The organism is uncultured Alistipes sp. (assembly GCF_963931675.1).
GTDB lineage: Bacteria > Bacteroidota > Bacteroidia > Bacteroidales > Rikenellaceae > Alistipes.
Window position 1 is genome coordinate 1,114,017 of the sequence record NZ_OZ007039.1, and the last position, 24,751, is coordinate 1,138,767.

Genomic DNA, 24,751 nt, shown 5'->3' on the forward strand with positions numbered 1-24,751 from the left:
CGAACCATGAAACGCATCCGCATCACCGTTATCCGCAAGGTCTGCCACCAGGACCTGATCGCACGCTACGAAAACCCGATCGAACACGCCTGCGACATGCAGGAGGGGCAGGTTTTCGTCTGCGAGGGCTGGCAGCGGCCCGAAGGGTTGTGCGAAAGCGCCTGGCAGACCCTCTCGCCCTTCGTCATGGCCCTGGCCCACGGTGCCACGGACTTCTACGACGGATGGATGAAGAACCCCGCCTCGGCGATGCTTTCGTGCAACGACGGGTTCCGGCCCGTCAGCTTTCTCGTCGAGGCGCTCGACGGAACGGCTGCGGACAAAGCGCGCCCCGAAATCCCCGAAGCACCTGAAGTCCCCGAAACATTCTGAAAAAGAATACCATGAACGACATGCGATCCTCCATTCTGATCATCTACACCGGCGGGACCATCGGCATGAAGACCGATGCCGTCACCGGCGCTCTCGTCCCGTTCGATTTCAGCGGCATCTACGAGGAGTTCCCTTCGCTGAAGCGCCTCAATGTCGACATCGACGTCCACACCGTCGACCCGGTAATCGACTCCTCGAATGTCGAGCCCTCGAACTGGATCGCCCTGGCCGAGTTGATCCGCGACAATTACGCCCGTTACGACGGATTCGTCGTCCTGCACGGCACCGACACCATGTCCTACACCGCCTCGGCCCTGAGTTTCCTGCTCGAAAACCTCGCCAAACCCGTGGTCTTCACCGGCAGCCAGATCCCCATCGGCGTGCTGCGCACCGACGGCCGCGAGAACCTTATCACGGCCATCGAGATCGCCGGAGCCCGTATCGACGGCCGACCCGTTGTCCCCGAAGTGTCGCTCTACTTCCAGAACCGCCTGTTCCGCGCCAACCGAACCACCAAACGCAGCGCCGAGGCGCTGAACGCATTCCAGTCCTACAACTACCCGCCGCTTGCCGAAGTCGGCGTCAACATCGCCTACAACCATCCCGCCATCCTGCAACCCGCGGAATACTCCGGCGAACTGCGCATCGCCACCCGCCTCTCCGGAGGAATCGAACTCGTCAAACTGTTCCCGGGGCTCGGCGAAGAGATCCTTCAGGCCATGTTCCGGGCCCCGGGACTGCGGGCCGTGGTGCTCGAAACCTACGGCGCGGGGAACGCTCCCACGTCGGAACGTTTCATCCATGTCGTCAAAGAGGCCGTCGACCGCGGGATCATCCTGCTCAACATCACACAGTGCGGCGGAGGCCGCGTCGCCATGGAACTTTACGAGACCGGGCTCATGCTCCAGAAAACCGGAGTGCTCTGCGGCTACGACATGACGGCCGAAGCTGCCGTCACCAAACTCATGTACGTCCTCGGGCTCGGACTCCCCGATGAGGAAACCCGAGCCCTGTTGCGCAGGCCCCTGCGCGGAGAATTTACCACCTAAGACGTTGCACGGAACGATTTTTTTTCCTATATTTCGCACTGCTAATATGCCCGTACTGCTGGGTACATTCCGCGGACGGGGGTGGCAGAGCCAAGTGAAACGACTGGCAAACAAACAATTAAGCGAATCCGAGAGAAGCTATTCGGGATTTGGAGATGCGTATGGGAATCACGTACAATTCCCTTGCGGATGTCTGAAACGGATTTAGAAACTCCCGGGGACCGAAAAAAAATAAATTTTTAGTAAAATTTTAAACCACAAAAATTCGGCCAAAGCAGGGGGGGGGGAAGAAGAAACCGAGGAGGTCCGAAAGGGACTAAAAAAAGAGAGACGGAAACTCCCCGAGAAACCGAGAAGGCCCGGAAAGAACTAAAAAAGAAGAGAGCCGGAAGGTACCCAAAAAACAAGGAGGCCCGGAAGGAACTAAAAAAGAGAGACGGAAATTCCCCGAAAACCGAGGAGGTCCGAAAGGGACTAAAAACCGAAAAAACTTGAAAAAGACCGAAAGCACCCAGGAAAACCTCAAAAAAAAATCAACTACAAATAAAATCAACTAATCAAATTCAATTTTATCCAACACAACTATGAAAAAACTCTTTTTGATTTCGTCGGTTGCCCTTTCCGTACTGGGTACCGTTAGTGCTTTTGCGCAGGATGCCGCAGCCGCAGCCGAAACGGTTGTCGCCGAAACCCAAATGGCTGGTGACAGCCTGCACCACGTCATGATGCAAAAGTTCCTCGAAGGCGGTTGGCAATGGATGCTTCCGATTTTGGTATTCCTCGTACTCGGTTTGGCTGTAGCCATCGAACGTATCCTTTACCTGTCGCTCTCGACGATCAACTCGAAGAAATTCATCGCCAAGGTCGAAGAGACCCTGCAAAATGGCGGCATCGAGGCTGCCAAAGAGATTTGCCGCAACACCCGTGGCCCGATCGCTTCGATCTACTATCAGGGCCTCGACCGCTACGACCAGGGTCTCGACTCGGTTGAAAAAGCCGTCGTTTCCTACGGATCCGTACAGACCGGCCAGATGGAGTCGGGACTGACATGGATCGGCCTGTTCATCGCCCTCAGCCCGATGCTCGGATTTATGGGTACCGTCGTCGGTATGGTCGACGCATTCGACGCCATCCAGGCTGCCGGCGATATCAGCCCGACGCTCGTTGCAGGCGGTATCAAGGTCGCCCTTCTGACGACCCTCATGGGTCTTATCGCTGCGGTTATTCTTCAGCTGTGCTACAACTACATCGTTTCGAAGATCGACTCCCTCGTCAACACAATGGAGGATTCCTCCATCACCCTGATGGATATCCTGACGGCTTACAACAAGAAATAATCGAACTCTGTAAAAGTCTTTAGCAATCATGAAAAAAATAATGAACATATTGCTGGGAGTTCTGATGGTAATCACCGTGGTCCTTCTGGTCTACGCGATCGCCACCGGGGGCTCGGAAGCCGCGATCAGCGTAAACCTCATATGGTGCTACGTCCTCATCGTAGCCGCCATCGCTGCCGCTCTCTTCTGCGCCGTCTTCGGAATGACCCAGAACCCGGCAGGCATCAAGGGAACCTTATTGTCCTTTGTGCTGATAGTCGCCATAGTCGGCATAGCATACTTTATTTCCGCCAGCCACTCGGTTCAAATTCCCGACCTCGCAAACAACAGTGTATTCGACCGTGGTGCAACCGTGCTGACTGAAACCAGCATCCTGGTGACGTACGTAGCCATAGTTGCTGCAATCGTAACGACCGTAGTTACCGAAATCTGGGGAGCACTTAAATAATAAAATGAGCGGTTATGGCAAGAAACGCAAGAAAAACACCGGAAGTAAGAGCTGACTCCCAAGCCGACATCGCCTTCCTGCTGCTCATTTTCTTCCTGGTCGCCACGACCATGAATACCGATGCGGGTATCGCGCGCGTGCTTCCCCCGATGCCTCCTGAGGACCAACAGCAGGAGGAGATCAAGGTGAAGGAGCGCAACCTCTTCCTCGTATTCATCAACGGGCGAGGCGACATCATGGCGGGAGCATCCGGCAAACAGGAGCCCATCGTCCTCAGCCAGCTCAAGGAGCGGGCCAAGGAGTTCATCGTGAACCCGATGGACGACCCCAATCTGCCCGAGCGGATCGACAAGGAGATCGAGCTTGCCAACGGCGGCAAATGGGTATTTCCCGTCAGCGAAGGCGTGATCTCGTTGCAAACAACCCGCGATACGAACTATCAGTCCTATATCATGGTGCAGAACGAACTCACCCGCGCCTTCAACGAGGTGCGCGATGAGGTCGCTATCCGCAAGTTCGGATCCAAATATAGCGAACTCACCGAGGACGAGCGCAATGCGGTAGCAAAAGCTGTGCCCTTGAAGATTTCGGAAGCAGAACCACGTAATATTAAAAGGTAAGTAAGCCATGGCAGTAATGAAAAAGACGGGAGACAAAAAAGAAGTCCCCGCTATCTCGACCGCTTCGCTTCCTGACGTGATCTTCATGATCCTCTTCTTCTTCATGGTCTCCACGACCATGCGTGATCAGGAACTGCTCGTAAGATACAAGCTCCCGGAGGCTACCGAAATCCAGAAGCTGGAGAAGAAATCTCTCGTCAGCTACATCCACATCGGTCCCCCCTCCCTGTCGATGCAGGCCAAGTTCGGTACCGCGCCCCGCATCCAGTTGAACGACTCCTACAAATCCACCCGGGACATCCTGGACTTCGTCGCTGCAGAACGCGACAAGCTCAGCGAAGCGGACCGTGCCTCGATGACCATCTGCCTCAAGGCCGACCAGGCTACGAAGATGGGTATCGTGACCGATGTCAAGCAGGAACTCCGGCGTGCTAACGCGCTGAAGATCTCCTATGCGGCTTCGAAATCGCTGGGATACCAGTTCCAGTAACAGCCCGAAGGATATTCTGAAAAGCAGACCTCTTTCGAGGTCTGCTTTTTTATTCAAGAGAGGGGGGGGCAAAAGCCCCGGAACGAAAAGGGATCAAAAAGGAAACTCCAACTGGTCGATCTCGTGATTGAACGTCAGCCGATGATGGGGAGTCAACCCGTACTTGCGAATCGCCAGCCGATGCTCCCGCGTGGGATAGCCCTTGTTCTTCAACCAACCGTATTGCGGATACGCCTCGGCCAGACGGCGCATATACTCATCCCGGTGCGTCTTGGCAAGCACCGACGCCGCAGCAATATCCGCATACTTCCCGTCCCCCTTGACAATGCACTTCCACGGAATCTCCAACCGCGTCCGGAACCGGTTGCCGTCGATCGCCAGAAATTCCGGAGCCGGATCGAGCCGCGCCGCCGCCAGCGACATCCCCTCGAACGACGCATTCAGAATGTTGATTTCGTCGATCCGGGCCGCCGAAACCGCCTCCACGGCCCAGGCAAGCGCCTCCCGTTCGATGATTGACCGGAGTTTGTCGCGGTTCCGCTCGGTCATCTGCTTCGAATCGTTCAGCAACGGATCGTGAAAATCCCGCGGGAGAATCACCGCAGCCGCAAAGACCGGACCGGCCAGACATCCCCGACCGGCCTCATCGCAACCGGCTTCCAACAGTTCGTATTGATACTGATTCTCCAACATGGCATTCCAATCGCAAAAACAAGAAGCCGACGCCATCGGCATTTCGCACCTCACCCGCGGAACCTCTCCGGAGAAAAGCTCCGCCAAGGCCGACAAACGATTATGACAAAGTTAGGCAATATTCCGCTTTTTCGTTAATTTTGCCTTCGAAAAAAAGATTCCGGCCATGAAGTTCAACATCGCACGGCAAACCCTTGTCCCGGCTTTCCTGACGCTTGTCGCACTTGCGGCCTTTGCGATGTGGAGCGCCGGATCGCCCGCCGGAGATCTCCCCGTCGGGAATCCGTCCCCGACTGGCGGAGAGCTGGCCCTATCAACCCCCGCGGAACTGCTTGCCCGATTCCAGGCAGCCTGCCCCGGATGGTCACGTTGGATCGGAGGGTTCCTGATCCTCTTCGTCGGCATGAGCCTCGGACGCCTGACAGTACGTTACAACCTCTACTCCGTCGGAACCTGCCTGGCCATTCCGCTCTACGGCGCAATCACCGCGGGCCTGCTCGACAAAGAGAGTTTCCTGACCACACTCACGGCCGCAACACTCCTGGCCCTCGCCTCCAGGAACTACGCCCGTTCGTTCTGCAACGGATACGGATTCGACGCCTTGTTCCGAGCCTCGCTCTACCTCGGAATCCTGATGCTCATTGTCCCGGCAGCCCTGCCGTTCGTGCTGATCCTGCCACTGGCCGTCGCTCTCTTCCGGCGGACCCTGCGCGAAACCGTCGTCGCAATCGCCGGACTCCTCCTCCCGATCCTCACGTTCTGCTATCTCAACTGGGGCGCCGGAGGTGATTTCATCGACCCGCTCCTCCGGGGATACGGGCTCATTACAACCGGCGCCCCCCTTGCGACAGTCCTCGCAATCCCCGGCCGGGAACTCTTCCTGCTCGGCGGGATCCTCCTGCTCGATCTGACAGCCCTCTTCTATTTCCTCTCGGACATCTACGCCGTGGGAACCAGATCACGAGCCATCTTCATCTTCTTCACCTGTCTGCTGCTCCTGAATATTCCGGCAGCCTGCAACCCCGCGGCGAATCCCGCCATCACTCAACTCACAGCCATCCCCTCCGCCGTTCTCCTGCCCTTCCTTTTCGTCCGGATTCACCGGACCCTGTCGTTGACCGTCTACATCCTGTTGCTCACCGCGACGGTCGCAATCGTTATATTACAATAACATATTTAGTCTAAATCATAACATAAATAGTCATATTTTACTATTTATGTCCAAATATGCTATTCAATATAGTAGATTGGAAAGTTTTAATTGTATATTTGAAAACGAACAAAAGTGACGCAACGCTTTGTTCCAAAAAACCTAATATACAATTAACATGAAGAATTCAATGAATTCGTCGTCGGTTCAACAACCGATGATCGTGAAGTACGTAGAGTCGCTTCACAACGGAATCCGAACCCAGGTCCTGTCCCGGTACGCCATCGGCTACATCCTCCGCGGAACCAAGTACATCTACGACGGAGACAAACGCCAGACCCTCACCCGCGGAGACGTCTTCTACCTCGGAATCGGTCACCACTACATCGAAAACTGCCCCGAAGGCGGCCAACCCTTCGAACAGGTGCTCTTCTACTATACGCCCGAAGACCTCCAGCGCATCCTCATGCACCTGAACATCACCTACGGACTGAACATTTCGAACGAACATTCGTGCGAAAACTGCCGGAACCGCAGCCAGGTCCACATGCCCGCCTGGAACGCCCTGCGCAACTTTTTCATCAATACGAACAACTACCTGCGCGACGAGGAGTTCCGACACGACGAAACGGCCGAGAATATCAAGATGACCGAATTGATCTATCTGATCGCCTCACACGAAGACTGCTGCATCAAAAGCAAACTGCTGAGCAATGTCGACAGCGCCAGGGAGAATTTCGAACAGACCGTCTACGACCATATCTTCAAGGACATTTCGATCGAGGAGCTCGCCAAACTCACCAACCGTTCGCTGACCTCTTTCAAGAAAGAGTTCCGCCGCCATTTCCAGATGCCGCCACACAAGTGGTACATCCGGCAGCGGCTGATGCATTCGCGCCTGCTGCTCATTTCGACGTCGAAATCCATCTCCGAAATCGGCAATGAATGCACCTTTCCCAACACGTCGCACTTCATCAAACTCTTCAAGAAGGAGTACCAGATGACCCCGGCAACCTACCGCCACCGACACCTTACAGCCCTTCCCTCCGAGGCGCAGGCCCCGCTGGGAGAGGCCGCGGAAGAAGAGGCATTGCAGCACATCCTTTAATCAAAAACTTACAAAATCGCAATAAATTAAAAATTTTTTAATTACAATCTGTCCAATTAAAGTTCCCGGATTAAGAAAAATATTAGAAAATATTTGGTTTTTCCTCAAATTCGGATTATTTTTGTATATTAAACGTGGGGTTCTCCCACTCTCATTGACCTAACTAACCTAACCAGAGCGACCCGATACCGTTGGTATCGGGTCGCTTCTTTTTGCCCGGAGAGGTGGCAAAAAAAGGGATGGGAGGAGACAAGGTTCAGGGCCGGAAAAGGGAAAGGCCTGAAGCCCCGCAGAGAAAGGAGACGGGGCTGGTTCAGGCTCGGAACGGGAGGCGGGAGCCGGTTCGGGCTGAGCGAAATTCCGGCCCCAACGGTAAGGCAAGCTCAAGACAGAGAGGATTCAGACCCGGGATTCAGAGGTATCGGCCCCCGAGTCGCCGGGCTTCGGAAACAAGCTCCGGATCGGCCGCAAATGCCCGAAGCCGCGGCTCCGCAGCCAGGCAACTCCCGAGGCGGTCGAGCAGACAATAAAACCGGATCCGGAGAAACCGCGCCGGAAGCGACTCCTCCCCGTGATCGTACTCCTCACCCGAAAGGGCCGCCAAAGCCGCAGCCCGAAAAGCCCGGAATGCGGCTGTCCCGAAACCGTTCCGGAGGTAAAACGCCCCGAGGCGTTCGAGAGACACACTCCAGGCAAAAGCCTGCCGGTCGGCTTCGACCCCGCATCGGGATTTTCCGAAGCCGAAACCGGATTCGGATTCCTCACCGCCGGAGCCCCGGGCAACATCACGCAGCAACTCCGCAACGAGTTCGCGTCGCAGATCGGGCGCAAAAAAGAGGCGTTCACCCCGTATGCGCGCAACAAGATGACAGGCGCACAAGCGCAATCGTGGATTTTTCACAGGCACAAAATTTCAAAAAACGACACTTCGAAAACTCCCGGCCGCAAGCCGTCGCGTCAGAGCATGGAAAGTCCCCGAACACGGTCGGCAAAGACCGGAATTTTCGAATGCACAACCTGCGGGTGCCTATGAAAGATGCTTGAAATAAATCACATAACGTGAAGCGTCGCAAAAAGGGCGAAACCCCGACAAAAAGGGTATACCGCTGCAAAGATAGATCAAAAAAAGGCTCCCTCCAAAAATTCGGAGGGCTTTTTCGAGGGGATATTCCCACCGGGAACGGCGCAATCATTGGGAAATCTCAATTATTTTTCCTATTTTTGCATCAATTGGAAAATAATGAACTTAAATGCCGAAGTTTCATGACAAGGTAGATGTTCTCAAAAAACCCGGATGGTTGAAGATCCGACTCCACCGCACAGGCGAATGGGCCGAAGTGCGGCAAATCGTCGAAAAACACAACCTGCACACGATTTGCAGCAGCGGCCGATGCCCCAACCAGGCCGAATGCTGGAGCCGAAGGACCGCAACCTTCATGATCCTGGGAGACATCTGCACCCGCGGCTGCCGCTTCTGCGCTACAAAAACGGGACATCCTCTGCCACCCGATCCCGAGGAACCCCGCCAGGTCGCCGAAAGCGTCTCGCTGATGAAACTCAGGTATGTCGTCGTCACTTCCGTGACCCGCGACGACCTCCCAGACGGAGGTGCCGCCCATTGGGCCGCAACCGTGGAGGCCATCCGGGCTCAGAACCCAGACGCCGTAATTGAGCTCCTTATTCCCGATCTCGACGCAAAACCCGACCTGCTGGATACGGTCATCGCGTCGAAGCCCGATATTATCGGGCACAACATCGAAACCGTCGAGCGACTGACCCCTCTGGTCCGGTCCCGGGCCAGGTACCGGACGAGTCTGGAGACCCTGCGCTACCTCAGCAGCCGGGGCGTCGTGACGAAAAGCGGACTGATGGTCGGACTCGGCGAAGAAGATGGTGAAGTTTTACAGACCCTGCACGACCTGCGCGAAGCGGGCGTCAGGATCGTAACGCTTGGTCAGTACCTTCGGCCGACTCTGGAGCACTACCCCGTTGCGGCGTATATCACTCCCGAAAAATTCGAATGGTACAGACTTCAAGCGCTGGAAATGGGTTTCAGCTACTGCGCGAGCGCCCCGCTGGTCCGCTCGTCGTACATGGCCGAAGAAGCCCTGCGTAGCGTAAAGAGTTTGTAGCGATGAAAGCCCTCTGCCGGGATCTCGGAACCATGGAGTACGAAACCTGCTGGAAACTCCAGCAGGAACTCTTCGATGCCCTCCTGGCCAGCAAGCGGAGGTGCGCACCGACCGATCCCCGCTCCGAGAGTGGCGGCCCGAACCCGGCCGGAGCCCCCGAAACCGAAACGGATCCTGCCGCAGACGTCGCAGGAACGGTGCTGCTGGTCGAGCATCCGCCGGTCTACACCCTCGGAAAGAGCGGGCACGCCGAAAACCTGCTCGTCAGCCGCGAAGCCCTCGAAGCTGCAGGCGCACGGTTCTTTCACATCGACCGCGGCGGAGACATCACCTTCCATGGTCCCGGACAGTTGGTCTGCTATCCGATCCTCGACCTCGAACGCATCGGAATCGGATTGCGCGACTACATCGACGCACTGGAGGAGGCCGTCATCCGAACCGTCGCCCAATACGGCATCACCGCAGGCCGCATCCCCGGCGCTTCGGGCGTCTGGATCGAACCCGAAAGCCGCCGTCCGCGCAAAATCTGCGCAATAGGCGTGCGTTCGTCGCGTTATGTTACCATGCACGGGTTCGCCCTGAACGTCACGACCGACCTCGGGTGGTTCTCGCGCATCAACCCCTGCGGATTCACCGACCGCGGCGTGGCATCGATCCTCTCCGAAACCGGACGCAAGGTCCCCATGGAGGAGGTCAAAAAACTGGTTGTAAAATTTTTAAGTGAGAAATTAAATGTTGAAATATATAAATAACAATTCGTATGCCCATAGAAAAACGCTGGGTAGTGAAGCCCCAGGGCGACCCCGCGACGGTAGCTTCGTTGGCTGCCGCTCTGCGGATCTCGCCCGTGCTGGCCAATCTGCTCGTACAAAGAGGCATAGACACCGTAGAAAAGGCTGACAAGTTCTTTAAACCGAGCCTCGCCGATCTGCACGACCCCTTCCTGATGAAGGATATGGACCGCGCGGTCGAACGGGTCGAACGGGCCGTCGCAAACCATGAGAAGATCATGGTCTACGGCGACTACGACGTCGACGGCTGTACGGCCGTGGCGCTGGTTTACAAGTTCCTCCGCCAGATCGGGCACAAAAACCTGATGTTCTACATCCCCGACCGCTACACCGAAGGGTACGGGATTTCGGTCAAGGGTATCGACCTCGCGGCCCGCAAGGGCGTGGGGCTGATCATCGCCCTCGACTGCGGTATCAAAGCCACCGAAAAGGTGCTCTATGCAAAGACGAAAGGCGTGGATTTCATCATCTGCGACCATCACCTCCCGGCCGAGGAGATCCCTCAGGCCGTAGCCGTTCTCGACCCCAAACGGGTCGACTGCTCCTATCCGTTCGACGAACTCTCGGGTTGCGGCGTGGGTTTCAAACTCGTGCAGGCCTATGCCCAGAAGAACCGGATCCCGTTCGAACAGATCCTCGATCTGCTCGACCTGCTCGTCGTATCGATCGCTTCGGACATCGTGCCCCTGACGGGCGAGAACCGCATCCTGGCCTATTTCGGGCTGAAGAACCTCAACCGAGAACCCTCGAAGGGGCTGCTGTCGATCATCAAGATCTGCGGGCTGGACAAACACAACATCACCATCGACGACATCGTCTTCAAGATCGGTCCGCGAATCAACGCCGCCGGGCGGATGCGGATGGATGAAAACGACGAAAATGCCTCGCCTTCGGGCGGTCACGCCGCCGTGGAGCTCCTGATTGAAGGCAACGAGAGCGTCGCCGCGGAGTTCGGAAACGTCATCGACTCCTACAACCAGGACCGCAAGTCGATCGACCGCCACGTCACGCAGGAGGCTCACGAATACATCGAACAGAACCCCGAACTGAAAGCCCTGAAAAGCACGGTGATCTACAACCCGCGCTGGATGAAGGGAATCGTCGGGATCGTGGCCTCGCGGCTGATCGAGACCTACTACCGGCCGACGGTGGTGCTGACGATGAGCAACGGCTTCGTCACGGGATCGGCACGTTCGGTGCCGGGATTCGACCTCTACCAGGCCGTCGAGTCGTGCTCGGACCTGTTGGAAAACTTCGGAGGGCACATGTATGCCGCCGGTCTGACGATGCGACCGGAGAATGTCGAGGAGTTCACGCGGCGTTTCAACGCCTTCGTGGAGGAGAACATCGACCCGCAGATGCTCATCCCGCAGGTCGACATCGACAGCGAACTGCTCTTCTCCGACATCACCCCGGCCTTCCGCAAGGACCTGAACCGCTTCCAGCCCTTCGGGCCCGGGAATACGGCCCCGGTCTTCGTGACCTACGGCGTGAGCAACCACGGGGAGGCCCGGCTCGTCGGCATGGAGAGCGAACACCTCCGCATGGACCTCATGCAGCGGCAGAAACCCAACACGAAACTCCAGGCCATCGCTTTCCAGCAGCCAACGCACTACGAATGGGTGCGGGCCGGAAAGCCGATCGACGTCTGCTACCAGATCGTCGAGAACCACTACCGCGGCACGGTCTCCACGCAGTTGCGCGTGAAGGATATCAAACCGGTGCACAACCGTTGAGAACCCGGATTTGGGGGCCGGATTTTGAGGGGCCGGGAGCCGATTCCGAAAAAAAGGATGCCGCTGCAAGGCGGCATCCTTTTTCCGATTTTCCGACAAGAGTGAACCGGCGGACAGGGCCGGCTACGGCAGCCGGACGATACGCGCCTCGTCGTCGCAGGGCGGCAGCGGGGCGGGGGTGAAGTCCGAATAACCGATCGCAATGGCGCAGAGCGGCTCGCATTCCGCGGGAATCGGCAGGAAACCACGCAGGTAATCGGCCGCCTTCTCACCCGCGGGATCCTCCTTGCGGCGCGGACGGCCGTGGATGTGCACCCAGCAGGAGGCGAGCCCCTCGTCGACGCAGGCCAGTTGGAGCACGGTGGCCGAAATCGCGGCATTCTCCCGCCACAGGTCACTCGCCGTCGTATCACCCAGGATGACGATTGCCAGCGGGGCATTCTTCAAAAATCCCGATCCGTAATCGCGCATGTCGGCCATGCGTGCCACGAGAGCCGGATCGTCGACCACCAGAAAACGGGTCGTGCGCGTATTGCGGGCCGAAGGGGCCGTCAGGGCCTCCGCGAGCAGACGGTCCACGACCTCGCGGGGCACCGTCCGATCCGTAAACTTGCGGATCGAACGTCGTTTGGCTATCAATTCCTTGAATTCCATAATCGTCACGTTTCTTGCATACAAAAATAGGGAAAAAACATTATCTTTGAAAATCCAAAATTTCCGAACACCATGGATTACCGTTTCACCATAGCCCTGATCTACGATTTCGACGGTACACTCGCACCGGGGAACATGCAGGAGTACGACTTCATCCCGGCCGTCGGAAAAAGCAACAAGGAGTTCTGGACCGAAGCCAACACGCTGGCCGAAGAGCAGGATGCAGACATGGTCCTCACCTACATGGCCCGGATGATCCAGGAGGCGAAATCCAAGGGGCTGTCGCTGCGCCGCGAAGCCTTCCAGGAGTCCGGCCGCCGCGTCACGCTCTTCAACGGCGTCCGGGAGTGGTTTTCGAGGATAAACCGTTACGGCGAGGAGCGCGAAATCCGCATCCTCCACTACATCAACTCCTCGGGCCTCAAGGAGATCATCGAAGGAACGGAGATCGCCCACGAATTCCGCAAGATCTACGCCTGCTCGTTCCTCTACGACGTCGACGGAATCGCCTACTGGCCCGCCGTGGCGGTCAACTACACCAACAAGACGCAGTTCATCTTCAAGATCAACAAGGGTGTCGAATCGGTCTTCGACTCGAAACTCGTAAACCGCTATATCCCCGAAAACGAGCGTCCCGTGCCTTTCCGCCGCATGATCTACGTCGGCGACGGAACCACCGACATCCCCTGCATGCGGCTGGTGAAGAGTTCCGGAGGCCACTCCATCGCCGTCTACAACCCCGCCCAGAAGGGCGCGCGGAAAGAGTTGGCGTCGCTTATCCACGACAACCGCGTGAGCCATGTCTGCCCGGCCGACTACTCCGAAGGCTCGGAGATGGACATCCTCGTGAAGACCATCATCGACAAGATCGACCTCGACGACCGGTTGGAAAAACTCGAAGTCGTCCGCTGAACACCATGACATCCACTCCCGGAAAAAGAATCTATGCCCGACGCTGGATCCGCCCCGAACGGCTCGGAGGATCCCCCGAGTGGACCGCCGGACTCAGGCGTCACCCCGCAGCCCTGTGGATCACCGTGGGGTTGCTGACCCTCTGCACCCTGCTGCCCGTCGCGGGATTCCCGGGTCTCTATGTCGCGGCCGTGGCCTGCGGCGCCTTTTACCTCGACGACGAACCCCTGGAACTGCTGCGGCTCCCGGGACTGAGTGCCGGCCGGCTCCTCGTCCGCAAGGTCCTTACCGCCTGGAGGAACTACTTCCTGCTGACGCTGCCCTTCACCCTGCTGGCCATCCTCGCACACCCCCGCACGGCCTGGATCGCCGCCGCCTGGGTCCCGCTGGCAGCCCTGGCCCTGCTCTACGCCGTTGTGGCGAAATACGCACACTACGCCCCCGAAAAACCCCGCCGGCAGCCCCTGGCCGCACGTTTCGGAAGCGCTGGATTCCTCTTCCCCGTATTGCTGCCCCTGAGCCTCATCCTCACGGTCAGCTACGCCCTGCGGGCCGAACGAAACCTCAACCGCTACCTCCATGATTACGATTGATTCACTCCGGGTCCGCGAAGGCAGGCGGATCCTGCTCGACGGCGTGACGATGCACCTGCCCGGAAATGCCGTCCACGGAATCACCGGCGAGGGGAGGAGTCTCCTGCTGCGGACCGTCTGCGGGCTCGTAACGCCCGAAACGGGTTCGGTATCCGAATCCGGACATCCACTGCAACGGCGCGAAATGGCGTTCTTAGAGGCCGACCCGCACTTCTGGCCCGGGCTCACGGCCCGCGACTGCATCGGACTGGTGCGGTACAACGACCGGACGGAGTATCCCGAAGCGCTGATCCGCCGCTTCCCCGTACCGCTCGACGCGGAGGCCCGGGCCCTGCCGTCCCGGGAACGCAAACACCTCGGCATCATCCTTACGCTGATGCGCGGCAAACGCATCCTGCTGCTCGACGAACCCTTCCGGGAGTTGGAGCCCGAACGGCTCTTCGTCATGCAACAGCTCCTCCTCCACCTCGGAACCGAAGGGCGGACCGTGCTGCTCGCCTCCGGGAAGATCACACCCCTCGAAGGGGTTTGCGACGACCTCTACCTGCTGGGCGGAGGCCGTGTCCTCGCCCGTTACGAACACTACGAACTGGGGCGTGTGGCCGGGATTCCGGATTCCGGCTCGGAAATCCCGAAAAATTGAGTATCTTCGCAGTAAAATCCGCGTACGGAAAACGATCATGAAAATTCTTTTCGCCACCAACAATGCCCACAAGCTCAGCGAGGTACAGGCCGTGCTGGGCGATGGTTACACGCTTGTGACGCCCCGCGAATGCGGCGTCACCGAAGAGATTCCCGAAGAGCAGGAGACCCTCGAAGGAAATGCCTCGCAGAAGGCTCACTACCTCCATGACCGTACCGGTCTGGACTGCTTCGCCGACGACACCGGGCTCGAAGTCGAGGCGCTGGGCGGGGCCCCCGGCGTGCACTCGGCCCGCTACGCCACCGACGGACACGACTTTGCGGCCAACAACCGCCTGCTGCTGAAGAATCTCCAGGGCGTCGGGAACCGCCGGGCCCGCTTCCGCACAGTCATTGCATTGATCCTCAACGGTGAGGAACACCTCTTCGAAGGGGTAGTCGAGGGACGCATCATAGACCATGAAACCGGACACGAAGGATTCGGGTTCGATCCGCTGTTCGTCCCCGACGGTTGCGAACGCACCTTTGCCGAAATGAGCGCCGCGGAGAAAAACGCTATCTCACACCGCGGACGCGCTGTACGCAAACTGGCCGAATACCTCCACGCACACGAAAAATAGAAGTGGCCGGAATGAAACCGAAAGAGATCATCCGATGGGGGATTCTGGGGTGCGGTGACGTCTGCGAACGCAAGAGCGGTCCGCCGATGTACCTCACGGAGCACTCGGCACTCGTGGCCGTCATGCGGCGCGACGCGGAGAAGGCCGCCGATTTCGCACGCCGCCACGGCGTCGCCCGCTTCTACACCGATGCCGGGGCGCTGATCGCCGATCCCGAGGTCGACATCGTCTACGTCGCCACGCCGCACGCCTCGCACAAGGAGCTGACGATCCGCGCCCTGGAGGCCGGGAAACCCGTCTATGTCGAGAAGCCCATGGCGATGAACCATGCCGAGTGCCGGGAGATGCTCGCCGCGGCGGAACGCTGCAGACAGAAACTCTTCGTGGCCTATTACCGGCGGTCGCTGCCCTATTTCCGGAAAGTCCGGGATCTGCTGGAGGAGGGGAGGATCGGGACCCCGCAGCAGGTCGAGGTCCGTTACCTGCGTCCGGCAGGCCCCGAAGACCGCGATCCGGCCCGGCTGCCGTGGCGCCTGCGCCGCGAGGTGGGCGGTGACGGCTACTTCTACGACATGGCTCCGCACACGCTCGACATCCTCGACTTCCTGCTCGGGGAGATCTCGGAGGCCCAAGGGGTGAAGAGCAACCTCGGAGGGCTGTACGAGGTGGCCGATACGGTCTCGGCCGCACTCCGGTTCCGCTCGGGCGTCGTCGGGAAAGGACTCTGGAGTTTCGTCGCACCGCCCGAAGAGACCGAAGATTCGGTCCTCATCGTCGGCAGCCGGGGCTCGATCCGCTTCAGCACCTTCGCCTTTACGCCCGTCGAACTGTCGGCTCCCGAAGGTACGGAGCGCTTCGCCATCGAACCTCCGAAACATATTCAGGGCCCGATGATCGCTTCGATCGTCGCCGAACTCCGCGGTGAGGGACGCTGCCCTTCGACCGGCATATCGGCCGCCCGGACTTCGCGGGTCATGGATGAAATCATGAAGGAATAAATCGCTATCTTTGCCCCCGCTATGGAGACGAAAAACTACGACAAGGAGGAGCGGTTCGACCCCGCAACGGTCGAAGCCCTCAAAGGACACTATACGGAGATTCTGCGCCTGCTGGGCGAAGACCCCTCGCGCGAAGGATTGCTGAGAACCCCCGAACGGGTCGCCAAGGCGATGTCGTTCCTCACGAAAGGGTACGACGAAAACCCGCTCGAAATCATCCGCTCGGCAACGTTCCGCGAGGAGTACAAGCAGATGGTGCTGGTCAAGGACATCGAGCTCTACTCGATGTGCGAGCACCACATGCTGCCCTTCTACGGCAAGGCGCACGTCGCCTACATCCCCAACGGATACATCACCGGGTTGTCGAAGATCGCCCGCGTGGTGGAGTGTTTCGCCCGGCGGCTGCAGGTTCAGGAGCGGCTGACGGTCCAGATCCGCAACTGCATCCAGGAGGCCCTCAGCCCCATGGGTGTCGCCGTGGTGATCGAGGCCAGCCACATGTGCATGCAGATGCGCGGCATCGAGAAACAGCAGTCCGCCACCACCACATCGGCCTTTACGGGCGTCTTCCTCTCGGATCACCGCACCCGCGAGGAGTTCATGACCCTCATCTCGCACAAGTATCGGTAAAGCCCGAATTCCAGGCCCTTTCCTGCAACCGGAAATCCCTTGTTGGGGATTTCCGGTTTTTTCATGTCCCGTTCGGACCCGGACGCCGCAAACCACCCGAACAGGGAACGAAATTTGAGACACGAGAGGAGACAGCAAACCAAAAATCAAAACATCATGAACGTCAAACAACTCCGTTACATTGCGTTCGCGCTCGTTGCAGCCGCGTTCTGCTCGTGCCAGAAAGACCCCTCGACGTCGGATCTCCACAGGGATTATCTGGTCTACACCGCCCACGATTCCGGGACCGACTTCTCGGCAATCGCAACCTACTACCTCCCGGACAGCATCCTGGTGATCGGAAACAGCGATCAGACCGAATACTGGAAGGATGAGGATGCCCTGACGATCATCGGCGCCATAGCGGGCGGCATGAACGATGCAGGCTACACGCGCTCCGACGACAAAACCGCGGCCAACGTAGGGCTCCAGCTCAGCTACGTGCGGCAGGAAACCTATTTCGTCGGCTATGACAACCCCTACTGGTGGTGGTACTATCCCTACTACTGGGCTCCCGGGTACTGGGGCAACTGGATCGGATGGCACTATCCCTACAGCGTCTATTACGCCTACACCGCAGGCTCGCTGCTCGTGGAGATGCTCGACCTCCAGGCCGACCAGGAGAGCGGCAAGAAACTCCCCGTCATCTGGGACACCTTCATCGGCGGCCTGCTGACCTCCGATGCCGAACTCAACCTCCAGCGCACCGTCGAGGGCGTGGAGCAGGCTTTCGCACAGTCGCCCTATCTGGAAAAATAGTTTAACGCAAAATCTGTCCGATCATGAAAACATCGAAATACTTCAAAACCCTTGCATTCTGCGTCGTCATGCTGGCCACCACGCTGCCGGGCAAAGCGCAGGTCTTCCCCAACACCTACATCAATATCGATTGGCAGATGGCTGTGCCCCTCGGAGACGACTTCGCCGACAAAACATCGGGTTGGGGCATGAACTTCGAAGGCGGATACTTCGTCTCACCGGCCATCACCGTGGGGCCCTTCATCTCCTACCAGACCAACCTGCAGGACATCGACCGCCAGACCCTCGACCTGGGGGACGGCGCCGCCATGACCACCAATCAGAAACACGCCCTGTTCCAACTGCCGTTCGGTGTCACGAGCCGATACAACTGGCTTACCGACAGCCTCTTCCAACCCTATGTCGGCATGAAGATAGGAGCCTGCTACGCCGAGATGTCCTCCTATTACTACGTCGTCAGACAATACTCCGAGACCTGGGGATTCTATATGTCGCCGGAAATCGGCGTGTCGATCTTCCCGCGCCCCGACTACCGGCTGGGATTCCATGTGGCTCTCTACTACAGCTACGCCACCAACAGCGGCGAAGTGCTGGTTTACAAAATCAACAACATCAACAACTTCGGCATCCGCGTCGGCATCTCGTTCTGACGCTCGCGCCGGGCCGCAACGAAAAGCCGGACCTTGCAACAAGGTCCGGCTTTTTCCGGAAACCGGTTTTCCGACATCCCTTCCCGAACAGAGACCGGACTTCCGCCTCTCCCGGAGCCCCTCCCCTTCAACGGCAGGGCGCCCCTCTCCGGCGGGCGTCCCCGGTTTCACTCAATGCGCTTCAAGCCAGTTGCGGCCCACCCCGGCATCGGCTATGAGCCGCACCTTCAGTTTCGCGGCCGACTCCATGCTCTCGGTGACGATCCGCACGACCTGCTCCTGCTCCTCTCGCAGCATGTCGACCACCAGTTCGTCGTGCACCTGCAGGATCACCCGCGAGCGGATCCCTTCGGCCGCAAAACGGCGGTGGACGTCGATCATGGCGATCTTCATGATGTCGGCCGCCGAACCCTGGATCGGAGCATTCACGGCGTTGCGCTCGGCCAAGCCGCGCGCCACGGCATTGTGCGAATTGATGTCGTTGAGGTAGCGCCGCCGCCCGAAAATCGTCGAGACAAAGCCCTCCTCCCTGGCCCGCTCCACCACGCGGTCCATGTACTCCTTGACCCTGGGATAGGAAGCGAAATAGCCGTCGATGATCTCCCGGGCCTCCTTGCGCGGGATCTCCAGCCGCTGGCTCAGCCCGAAGGCCGAAATGCCGTAGATAATGCCGAAATTGGCCGTCTTGGCCCGCCGCCGCTCCTCGGGTGTCACCTCCGAAATCGGTTTGTTGAAGAGCCGCGCCGCCGTCGAGGCGTGGACATCCTCCCCATGCTCGAAGGCCGCGATCAGCGACTCGTCGCCCGAAAGGTGGGCCATCAGCCGCAACTCCACCTGGCTGTAATCCGCCGACAAGAGCAGATGGTCGTCGTCCGACGGAATGAAGGCCTTGCGGATGCGGCGGCCCATCTCCTCGCGCACGGGAATGTTCTGCAGGTTGGGGTTCGTCGACGAAAGGCGCCCGGTGGCCGTCACCGCCTGGTTGAACGACGTATGGATCCGTCCCGTGCGGCGGTTGACCAGTTGCGGCAGCGCCTCGACATAGGTCGACAAGAGTTTCTTCACCCCGCGGTATTCGAGGATCAGGTCGACGATCCGGTGTTTGTGCGCAAACGACTGAAGGTACTCCTCGTCGGTACAGAACTGTTTGGTTTTCGTCATCTTGGGCTTCTCGGCAATGCGCATCTTCGCAAAAAGCACCTCGCCCAGCTGCCGTGTCGAGTTGATGTTCAGATTCGGCTCCCCGGCCTCGGCCCGCACCGCAGCCTCCAGTTCCGCCAGCTTGCGGTTCAGCTCCACGGCATAGGTGGCCAGCGCCTCCGTGTCGATCCGCACACCTGCCATCTCGATGTCGGCCAGCACGGTGATCATCGGCGCCTCGACCTCGAAATAGAGGTGCTGCAGTCCGATCTGCTCGACCAGCGGGAAGAGCACCCGCTTGAGCCGGAGCGTGACGTCGGCATCCTCCGCGGCGTACTCCTTCACGCGCTCGACGTTCACCAGGTCCATCGTCAGCTGCTTGGCACCCTTGCCGATCAGCGTCTCGATCTCGATCGGCCGGTAGTTCAGGTACTTTTCGGCCAGGATGTTCATGTTGTGGCGCGATTCGGGATCCAGCAGGTAGTGGAGGATCATCGTATCGTAGAAGCGGCCCCGGACCTCAACGCCCAACTGCCGCAGCACCATCAGGTCGAACTTGATGTTTTGGCCGATCTTGGCGATGCGTTCGTTCTCGAACAGCGGGCGGATGATCTCCGCATATTCACGTGCGGTCTCCTCCCTGAAGGGCACGTACCACGCCTTGAAGGGCTCCACGGCCAGCGAAAGGCCCACGATCCGGTCGTTGAAGACGTCGAGTCCCGTCGTCTCGGTATCGAAGCAGAACTCCTCGTAACGGCCCACCGCGGCAATCACCTCCCGCAGATGGTCGGCACTCTCCACGAGCGTATATTCGTGGGGCGTGGTCTGCGCCGTCTCGAACTGCATCGCCTCGGCTTCAGCCTGCAGGTCGGCCGCCGGAACCGGCGCCGCCGCCATCGGAACCACGGGCTCACCGAAGAGGTTTCCCTGTCCGGCCAACGCCGCCTTCTTTGCCGCGGCTGACTTGGCCCGCGCCATCTCCGCCAACTGGGTCTGCGCCTCCTGACGGGGGCCGTCCGAGACCGGTTCGGGAGGAGCCAGATTGGCCAAATCGTTCAGGAACGCCTTGAAATCGAGCTCCGCAAAGAGCGCCCGCAAATCATCGAGATGCGGTTCGCAGACCGTCAGATCCTCTTCGCGCAATTCGATCGGAACGTCGAGGCAGATGGTCGTCAGCCGTTTGGCCAGCCGCAGGTTGTCGGCCCAGGCAGCGATCTTCCCGCCCTGTTTTCCGGGGATACGGTCGACATTCGCCAGGATATTCTCCACCGTACCCCATTCGCGGACCAGTTTGCAGGCACTCTTCTCGCCGATCCCCGGGACGCCCGGAATGTTGTCCGAAGCATCCCCCCACAGGGCCAGAATATCCCGCACCAGCTGCGGATCGTCGATGCCGTACTTCTCACGGATCTCCTCGCGCCCCACGATCTCGATACTCCCGTCGGCTCCCCGCTGCTTGTAGATGCGGCAGCGGTCGCGAACCAACTGTCCGTAATCCTTGTCGGGCGTCACCATATAGACGTCGTAACCCGCCTCGGCGCCCTTTTGCGAAAGGGTGCCGATCACGTCGTCGGCCTCATAACCCTCGACTTCGAGGATCGGGATGCACATCGCCTCCAGCACCCGTTTCACGTAGGGAACCGACAGCAGAATATCTTCGGGCGTCTCCGTGCGATTGGCCTTGTACTCCGGAAAAATCTCCCGCCGGAAACTCCCGCCCGGGGGATCGAAGGCAACCCCCAGCAGATCGGGGCGTTCGCGCTTCTGGATGTCGCGCAGGAACTTCACGAAGCCGAACACCACCGAGGTGTTCATCCCCGTCCGGTTGCGCATGGGACGCCCCAGAAAGGCATAGTAATACTTGAATATCAACGCATAGGCGTCGACCAGAAAGAGTTTTTTCATAGCTGTGTATTGCGTCGTTTTGTCGAAAGGGGAGGGGTCAGGCATTGTCTTCGGCGAACCATTCGGCGAACGACGTAGCGGTCTCGTGGAGCCGCAGCGAATGGAGCGTCACACCCTCGGGCAACCGCGCAGCGATCCGTGCGGCAAAGTCCCCCAGCATGTTCTCGCACGTCGGCTGGTAATCCACCGTCACGACATTCCCGAAACGGGCCGACAAGACCCTGAAAAACTCCGACCCGGGCTCCGGGCGCTTCAGGACCAGGGCATGGTCGAAGCGCGAAACGATCTCCTCGTTTACGATGCGTTTCAAGACGCCGAAATCCATCACCATACCGTATTTGGGGTTCTCCGGGTCCTGGAGCGGGGAGCCCTTCACCGTCACGAAAAGCCGGTAGGAGTGCCCGTGAATCTCGCGGCACGGGCCGTCATAACCGTCGAGGGCATGCGCCGCCTCGAACGAAAATTCCTTGGTCAATCTGATTACTGCCATATTATCAAGATCATGGAGCGGACGTGCAAAACAGGAAAGCCAGCCTCACCCTTTGCCGAACCGCATCCTGCATTTCACAAAGATAATGGAAATCGAAAACAAAACCGCCCTCCCGACACGAATCATTCCAAAAAAAGCGTCCCCCACAGCGGAGGACGCCTTTCTGAAAATGGCCAAAGCCATCTATTTCCGTTCGGGAACTCCTCCCAGACGTTTTAGCAACTCCAGACACATCCGCCCGTTATGATAGGGGCATTTCCAGATCCCGGCCTTGTCGTCGTCGAGATTCACCCCTCCGTCGGCGCGAATACTCCAGAACCATTCGCCCGATTCACGGTCGATTAGGTGGTTTTTGATATAATTCCACGTATCGAGCAGCATGGCTGCAGCCCGCTCCTCGCCGTGGAAGGCCAATAGGTAGTATAACCCGACCATCGTTTCGGCCTGAACCCACCAGTGACGCTCCCGGTCGATGATCCCATCCGCATTGCCCTCGTAGGCCATACTTCCGTCCGACATATAGCCCTCCAGGGCCGCACGACCCAAAGCCGCAGTCCGCGACAATACCTCCTGCATCAATACCGGATCCCCAATCACCTCCGCCGCCTCGAACAAAAGCCACGAAGCCTCGATATCATGACCGTACGAATAGATTCCCTCACTGCGATCCTCCCAGCGCTCGCCGAAAAAGAGCCCCAGATGGTTCGTGAACGGAGAGAGCAACCGCCGTAGGAAGAGCCGGAGCAGGTTCGCAAGCTGCCGCCGCAAATCCGGATCCGGCCAAACCCGGTAGAGGTTCGTATAGGACTCCAGGATATGCAGATGGGTATTCATCGTCTTCTTTTCGTTAGCATCTTTGTCGCTCAGGCGCATGTCGTCCAACAGGTTCCAAGTCCGGTCCGACGCCTCGAAATAACCATCATACTGTGGGTCGAAGGCATGGTGTTCGATCTCCCCATATAGTCGGACGGCAGCATCCAAAGCCTCCCGGTCCCCCGTAGCCCGATAGTATTCACTCAAGCCGTAGATGGCGAAACTCAAGCCGTAAAACTGCTTCTTCGTCTCCAGCGGCCGGCCGTCGGCGGAAATCGTCCAGTAAACCCCGCCATACTCCTGGTCGCAGAAGTTCCCGAGCAGGCTTGCCTTGGCTGCCTCAGCTGCCGCCTGATAGGCCGGATCCCCGAAAAGACGGCAAGCTACCGAAAAGGTCCACAAAATCCGGGCGTGCATGACAACCCCCTTCGGGGCATCGGGATGCAACACGCCCGTCCCATCCACACGTCCAAAAAAACCGCCCCGGGCCCGGTCTTCCAACCCGATCCAGAAGGGAAGAATGTCGTTTCTCAGCGTATCAGTCAACTCCGGGATCAAACTTTTCAAGGATTCCATCATCTGTATCAATGCTGTAATTCGTTACGCTGTTGTTGCAATTTGCGTGAGATGATCTGAACCCGCCGTTCGCTCAGCGGGTAGAGCCAGATCAGCACCACGGAAAGGAAAGCCCCGACGGCCGGCAGATAGCTCAACATCATCCGAATGCCGCGGATCGCATCCTCGCTCTGCGCCGCATTGGCCTGGAAACCGTAATAACCGAGCAGCCAGCCCGTCACGGCTCCGCCGAGTGTCCAGCCCAGCTTCTGAGACATCGAGGAGGATGAGAAAATCAATCCCGTAGCACGCCGTCCGGTCTTCCACTCCGAGAAGTCCGCAATATCGGCGTACATCGACCACATAAGCGGGAAGATACATCCGGCACAGATACTGATCAGAGCCTGGAAGAGAAAAATCCCAAGCAGCTGATCGGGCGAAAAGACGTAGAATATCAGACTCAGGACACAAGCCACGACCATCGCTCCCATATAGGTGGTTCTCTTGCCAAAACGATTGGACAGAGGCGAGGCCAGGACCACTCCCACCATGTTGGACAACTGCCCCAACATCAGGTAGAGCGCCGAGAGCGAGAACAAGCCGTCGCCGAAGCCCGAAATACCGTCATCCAGCACATAATACTTGAAGTAGTAGATCGTGGCGCCGTCCCGAATCGAGTTGAAGATCAGCGCCGCAATTCCCGCCCCCAGCAGGATCCACCAGGGGCGGTTCACCAACAGATCCCGGAAGTCCTTTCCGACCGAGGTGTTCTTCGGCGCGCAAAGCGTAACCCGCTCCCGGGTCCACTTGAAGCAGAGCACGAAAAGTCCGGCACAGACCGCCCCGAAAACCATCATCGTATACTGCCACCCGTTGGCCTCCGAATCACCCCCTCCCAGATCGGAGAAGAGACCCACCAGCGGCTCGGCCAACCCCACCGCAATGAAACTGCCCAGATAGGCGAAAAACATCCGGTAGGAGGAGAGGATGTTGCGCTCCACGGGATCCGACGAGATCACACCCAGCAACGAGGCATACGGAACGTTGACCATGGTGTAGACCATCATGAGCAGCGTGTAGGTCGCATAGGCGTAGACTAGTTTCCACCCCGGCGTGAGGTCCGGCGTGGAGAAGGCCAGCACACCGATCACCGCAAAGGGAACCGCGCCCCACAACAGGTAAGGCCGAAAACGCCCCCAGCGCGTATGGGTCCGATCAGCAATCATTCCCATGATCGGGTCGTTGACCGCATCCCAGATCCGCGTCAGCAGGAACATCGTGCCGACGGCAGCCGGAGCCAGCCCAAAAACATCCGTATAGAAGAACAACATGTACATGCCTATGATCTTCCAGAACATGGAAGAAGACATGTCCCCGAACCCATAGGCAATCTTTTCCCGGAACTTGATCATCGCAGACTCTTTC

The 24,751-nt window shown here is 58.5% G+C and carries 26 protein-coding genes; 19 read left to right on the plus strand and 7 right to left on the minus strand.

Features of this window, described 5'->3' with window-relative positions:
* Positions 1-6 precede the first annotated feature (6 nt).
* From ABGT65_RS04880 to ABGT65_RS04905, 6 genes are all read left to right on the plus strand, one after another.
* Positions 7-372 (plus strand): TIGR04076 family protein, encoded by a 366-nt coding sequence (locus tag ABGT65_RS04880; protein ID WP_346700186.1) that lies wholly within the window; start codon positions 7-9, stop codon positions 370-372.
* A 20-nt stretch (positions 373-392) separates the two neighbouring features.
* Positions 393-1,421, plus strand: coding sequence for a type I asparaginase (locus tag ABGT65_RS04885; protein ID WP_346703055.1), 1,029 nt, complete (start codon positions 393-395; stop codon positions 1,419-1,421).
* 584 nt (positions 1,422-2,005) lie between these two features.
* Positions 2,006-2,758 (plus strand): MotA/TolQ/ExbB proton channel family protein, encoded by a 753-nt coding sequence (locus tag ABGT65_RS04890; protein ID WP_346700188.1) that lies wholly within the window; start codon positions 2,006-2,008, stop codon positions 2,756-2,758.
* 28 nt (positions 2,759-2,786) lie between these two features.
* Positions 2,787-3,206 (plus strand): hypothetical protein, encoded by a 420-nt coding sequence (locus ABGT65_RS04895; RefSeq protein WP_346700189.1) that lies wholly within the window; start codon positions 2,787-2,789, stop codon positions 3,204-3,206.
* A 14-nt stretch (positions 3,207-3,220) separates the two neighbouring features.
* Complete coding sequence (locus tag ABGT65_RS04900; RefSeq protein WP_346700191.1) at positions 3,221-3,826, plus strand: biopolymer transporter ExbD; 606 nt, start codon at positions 3,221-3,223, stop codon at positions 3,824-3,826.
* 16 nt (positions 3,827-3,842) lie between these two features.
* Positions 3,843-4,316 (plus strand): biopolymer transporter ExbD, encoded by a 474-nt coding sequence (locus ABGT65_RS04905; RefSeq protein ID WP_346703056.1) that lies wholly within the window; start codon positions 3,843-3,845, stop codon positions 4,314-4,316.
* Between the two features lie 93 nt (positions 4,317-4,409).
* On the opposite strand, the gene ABGT65_RS04910 is transcribed toward ABGT65_RS04905, so the two are convergent.
* Positions 4,410-5,009: a ribonuclease HII gene (locus tag ABGT65_RS04910; RefSeq protein WP_346700193.1), complete on the minus strand. Its 600-nt coding sequence runs from the start codon at positions 5,007-5,009 to the stop codon at positions 4,410-4,412.
* Between the two features lie 166 nt (positions 5,010-5,175).
* Here ABGT65_RS04910 and ABGT65_RS04915 point away from each other — a divergent pair, with 166 nt between their 5' ends.
* Together ABGT65_RS04915 and ABGT65_RS04920 are read left to right on the plus strand one after the other, a co-directional pair.
* Positions 5,176-6,180, plus strand: a complete 1,005-nt coding sequence (locus ABGT65_RS04915) for a hypothetical protein (RefSeq protein WP_346700195.1) — start codon at positions 5,176-5,178, stop codon at positions 6,178-6,180.
* Between the two features lie 157 nt (positions 6,181-6,337).
* Positions 6,338-7,267: an AraC family transcriptional regulator gene (locus tag ABGT65_RS04920; RefSeq protein ID WP_346700197.1), complete on the plus strand. Its 930-nt coding sequence runs from the start codon at positions 6,338-6,340 to the stop codon at positions 7,265-7,267.
* Between the two features lie 412 nt (positions 7,268-7,679).
* On the opposite strand, the gene ABGT65_RS04925 is transcribed toward ABGT65_RS04920, so the two are convergent.
* Positions 7,680-8,168 (minus strand): hypothetical protein, encoded by a 489-nt coding sequence (locus tag ABGT65_RS04925; protein ID WP_346700198.1) that lies wholly within the window; start codon positions 8,166-8,168, stop codon positions 7,680-7,682.
* A gap of 349 nt (positions 8,169-8,517) precedes the next feature.
* On the opposite strand from ABGT65_RS04925, the gene lipA reads away from it, so the two are divergent.
* The 3 genes from lipA to recJ are packed head-to-tail and all read left to right on the plus strand — an operon-like array spanning position 8,518 to position 11,926.
* Positions 8,518-9,399, plus strand: a complete 882-nt coding sequence (gene lipA / locus ABGT65_RS04930; RefSeq protein WP_346700200.1) for a lipoyl synthase — start codon at positions 8,518-8,520, stop codon at positions 9,397-9,399.
* A 2-nt stretch (positions 9,400-9,401) separates the two neighbouring features.
* Positions 9,402-10,151: a lipoyl(octanoyl) transferase LipB gene (lipB, locus tag ABGT65_RS04935; RefSeq protein WP_346700202.1), complete on the plus strand. Its 750-nt coding sequence runs from the start codon at positions 9,402-9,404 to the stop codon at positions 10,149-10,151.
* Positions 10,152-10,159: 8 nt separating this feature from the next.
* Positions 10,160-11,926, plus strand: coding sequence for a single-stranded-DNA-specific exonuclease RecJ (gene recJ / locus ABGT65_RS04940; protein WP_346700204.1), 1,767 nt, complete (start codon positions 10,160-10,162; stop codon positions 11,924-11,926).
* A 123-nt stretch (positions 11,927-12,049) separates the two neighbouring features.
* On the opposite strand, the gene ABGT65_RS04945 is transcribed toward recJ, so the two are convergent.
* Complete coding sequence (locus ABGT65_RS04945; protein WP_346700205.1) at positions 12,050-12,580, minus strand: nitroreductase family protein; 531 nt, start codon at positions 12,578-12,580, stop codon at positions 12,050-12,052.
* Positions 12,581-12,652: 72 nt separating this feature from the next.
* On the opposite strand from ABGT65_RS04945, the gene ABGT65_RS04950 reads away from it, so the two are divergent.
* The 8 genes from ABGT65_RS04950 (at position 12,653) to ABGT65_RS04985 (ending at position 18,423) form a co-directional block, all read left to right on the plus strand.
* Positions 12,653-13,492 carry an HAD family hydrolase gene (locus ABGT65_RS04950; RefSeq protein ID WP_346700207.1) on the plus strand — a complete coding sequence of 280 codons (840 nt, stop codon included), beginning with the start codon at positions 12,653-12,655 and terminating at the stop codon, positions 13,490-13,492.
* A 5-nt stretch (positions 13,493-13,497) separates the two neighbouring features.
* Entirely contained in the window at positions 13,498-14,085 is a 588-nt protein-coding gene (locus tag ABGT65_RS04955; RefSeq protein ID WP_346700208.1) for a hypothetical protein, read from the plus strand.
* The gene (locus ABGT65_RS04960; protein WP_346700210.1) at positions 14,072-14,728 is read left to right on the plus strand and encodes an ATP-binding cassette domain-containing protein; all 657 of its coding nucleotides are present in this window, start codon (positions 14,072-14,074) and stop codon (positions 14,726-14,728) included. The genes ABGT65_RS04955 and ABGT65_RS04960 overlap by 14 nt, the downstream gene beginning before the upstream one ends.
* A gap of 37 nt (positions 14,729-14,765) precedes the next feature.
* Positions 14,766-15,347 (plus strand): RdgB/HAM1 family non-canonical purine NTP pyrophosphatase, encoded by a 582-nt coding sequence (gene rdgB, locus ABGT65_RS04965; protein ID WP_346700212.1) that lies wholly within the window; start codon positions 14,766-14,768, stop codon positions 15,345-15,347.
* Positions 15,348-15,358: 11 nt separating this feature from the next.
* Entirely contained in the window at positions 15,359-16,345 is a 987-nt protein-coding gene (locus tag ABGT65_RS04970; RefSeq protein ID WP_346700214.1) for a Gfo/Idh/MocA family oxidoreductase, read from the plus strand.
* 21 nt (positions 16,346-16,366) lie between these two features.
* Positions 16,367-16,975 (plus strand): GTP cyclohydrolase I FolE, encoded by a 609-nt coding sequence (gene folE / locus ABGT65_RS04975; protein ID WP_346700215.1) that lies wholly within the window; start codon positions 16,367-16,369, stop codon positions 16,973-16,975.
* A gap of 156 nt (positions 16,976-17,131) precedes the next feature.
* Positions 17,132-17,773, plus strand: a complete 642-nt coding sequence (locus ABGT65_RS04980) for a DUF4136 domain-containing protein (RefSeq protein WP_346700217.1) — start codon at positions 17,132-17,134, stop codon at positions 17,771-17,773.
* 23 nt (positions 17,774-17,796) lie between these two features.
* Positions 17,797-18,423, plus strand: a complete 627-nt coding sequence (locus tag ABGT65_RS04985; RefSeq protein ID WP_346700219.1) for an outer membrane beta-barrel protein — start codon at positions 17,797-17,799, stop codon at positions 18,421-18,423.
* 171 nt (positions 18,424-18,594) lie between these two features.
* Here the strand turns inward: ABGT65_RS04985 and polA are convergent, their stop codons facing one another.
* From polA to ABGT65_RS05005, 4 genes are all read right to left on the minus strand, one after another.
* Positions 18,595-21,468, minus strand: coding sequence for a DNA polymerase I (gene polA / locus ABGT65_RS04990; RefSeq protein WP_346700220.1), 2,874 nt, complete (start codon positions 21,466-21,468; stop codon positions 18,595-18,597).
* Positions 21,469-21,505: 37 nt separating this feature from the next.
* On the minus strand, positions 21,506-21,958 hold the full coding sequence (locus ABGT65_RS04995; protein ID WP_346700222.1) for a 6-carboxytetrahydropterin synthase: 453 nt from the start codon (positions 21,956-21,958) through the stop codon (positions 21,506-21,508).
* 183 nt (positions 21,959-22,141) lie between these two features.
* Complete coding sequence (locus tag ABGT65_RS05000; protein ID WP_346700224.1) at positions 22,142-23,347, minus strand: AGE family epimerase/isomerase; 1,206 nt, start codon at positions 23,345-23,347, stop codon at positions 22,142-22,144.
* Positions 23,348-23,355: 8 nt separating this feature from the next.
* Positions 23,356-24,738, minus strand: coding sequence for an MFS transporter (locus ABGT65_RS05005; protein WP_346703057.1), 1,383 nt, complete (start codon positions 24,736-24,738; stop codon positions 23,356-23,358).
* Positions 24,739-24,751: the final 13 nt, after the last annotated feature.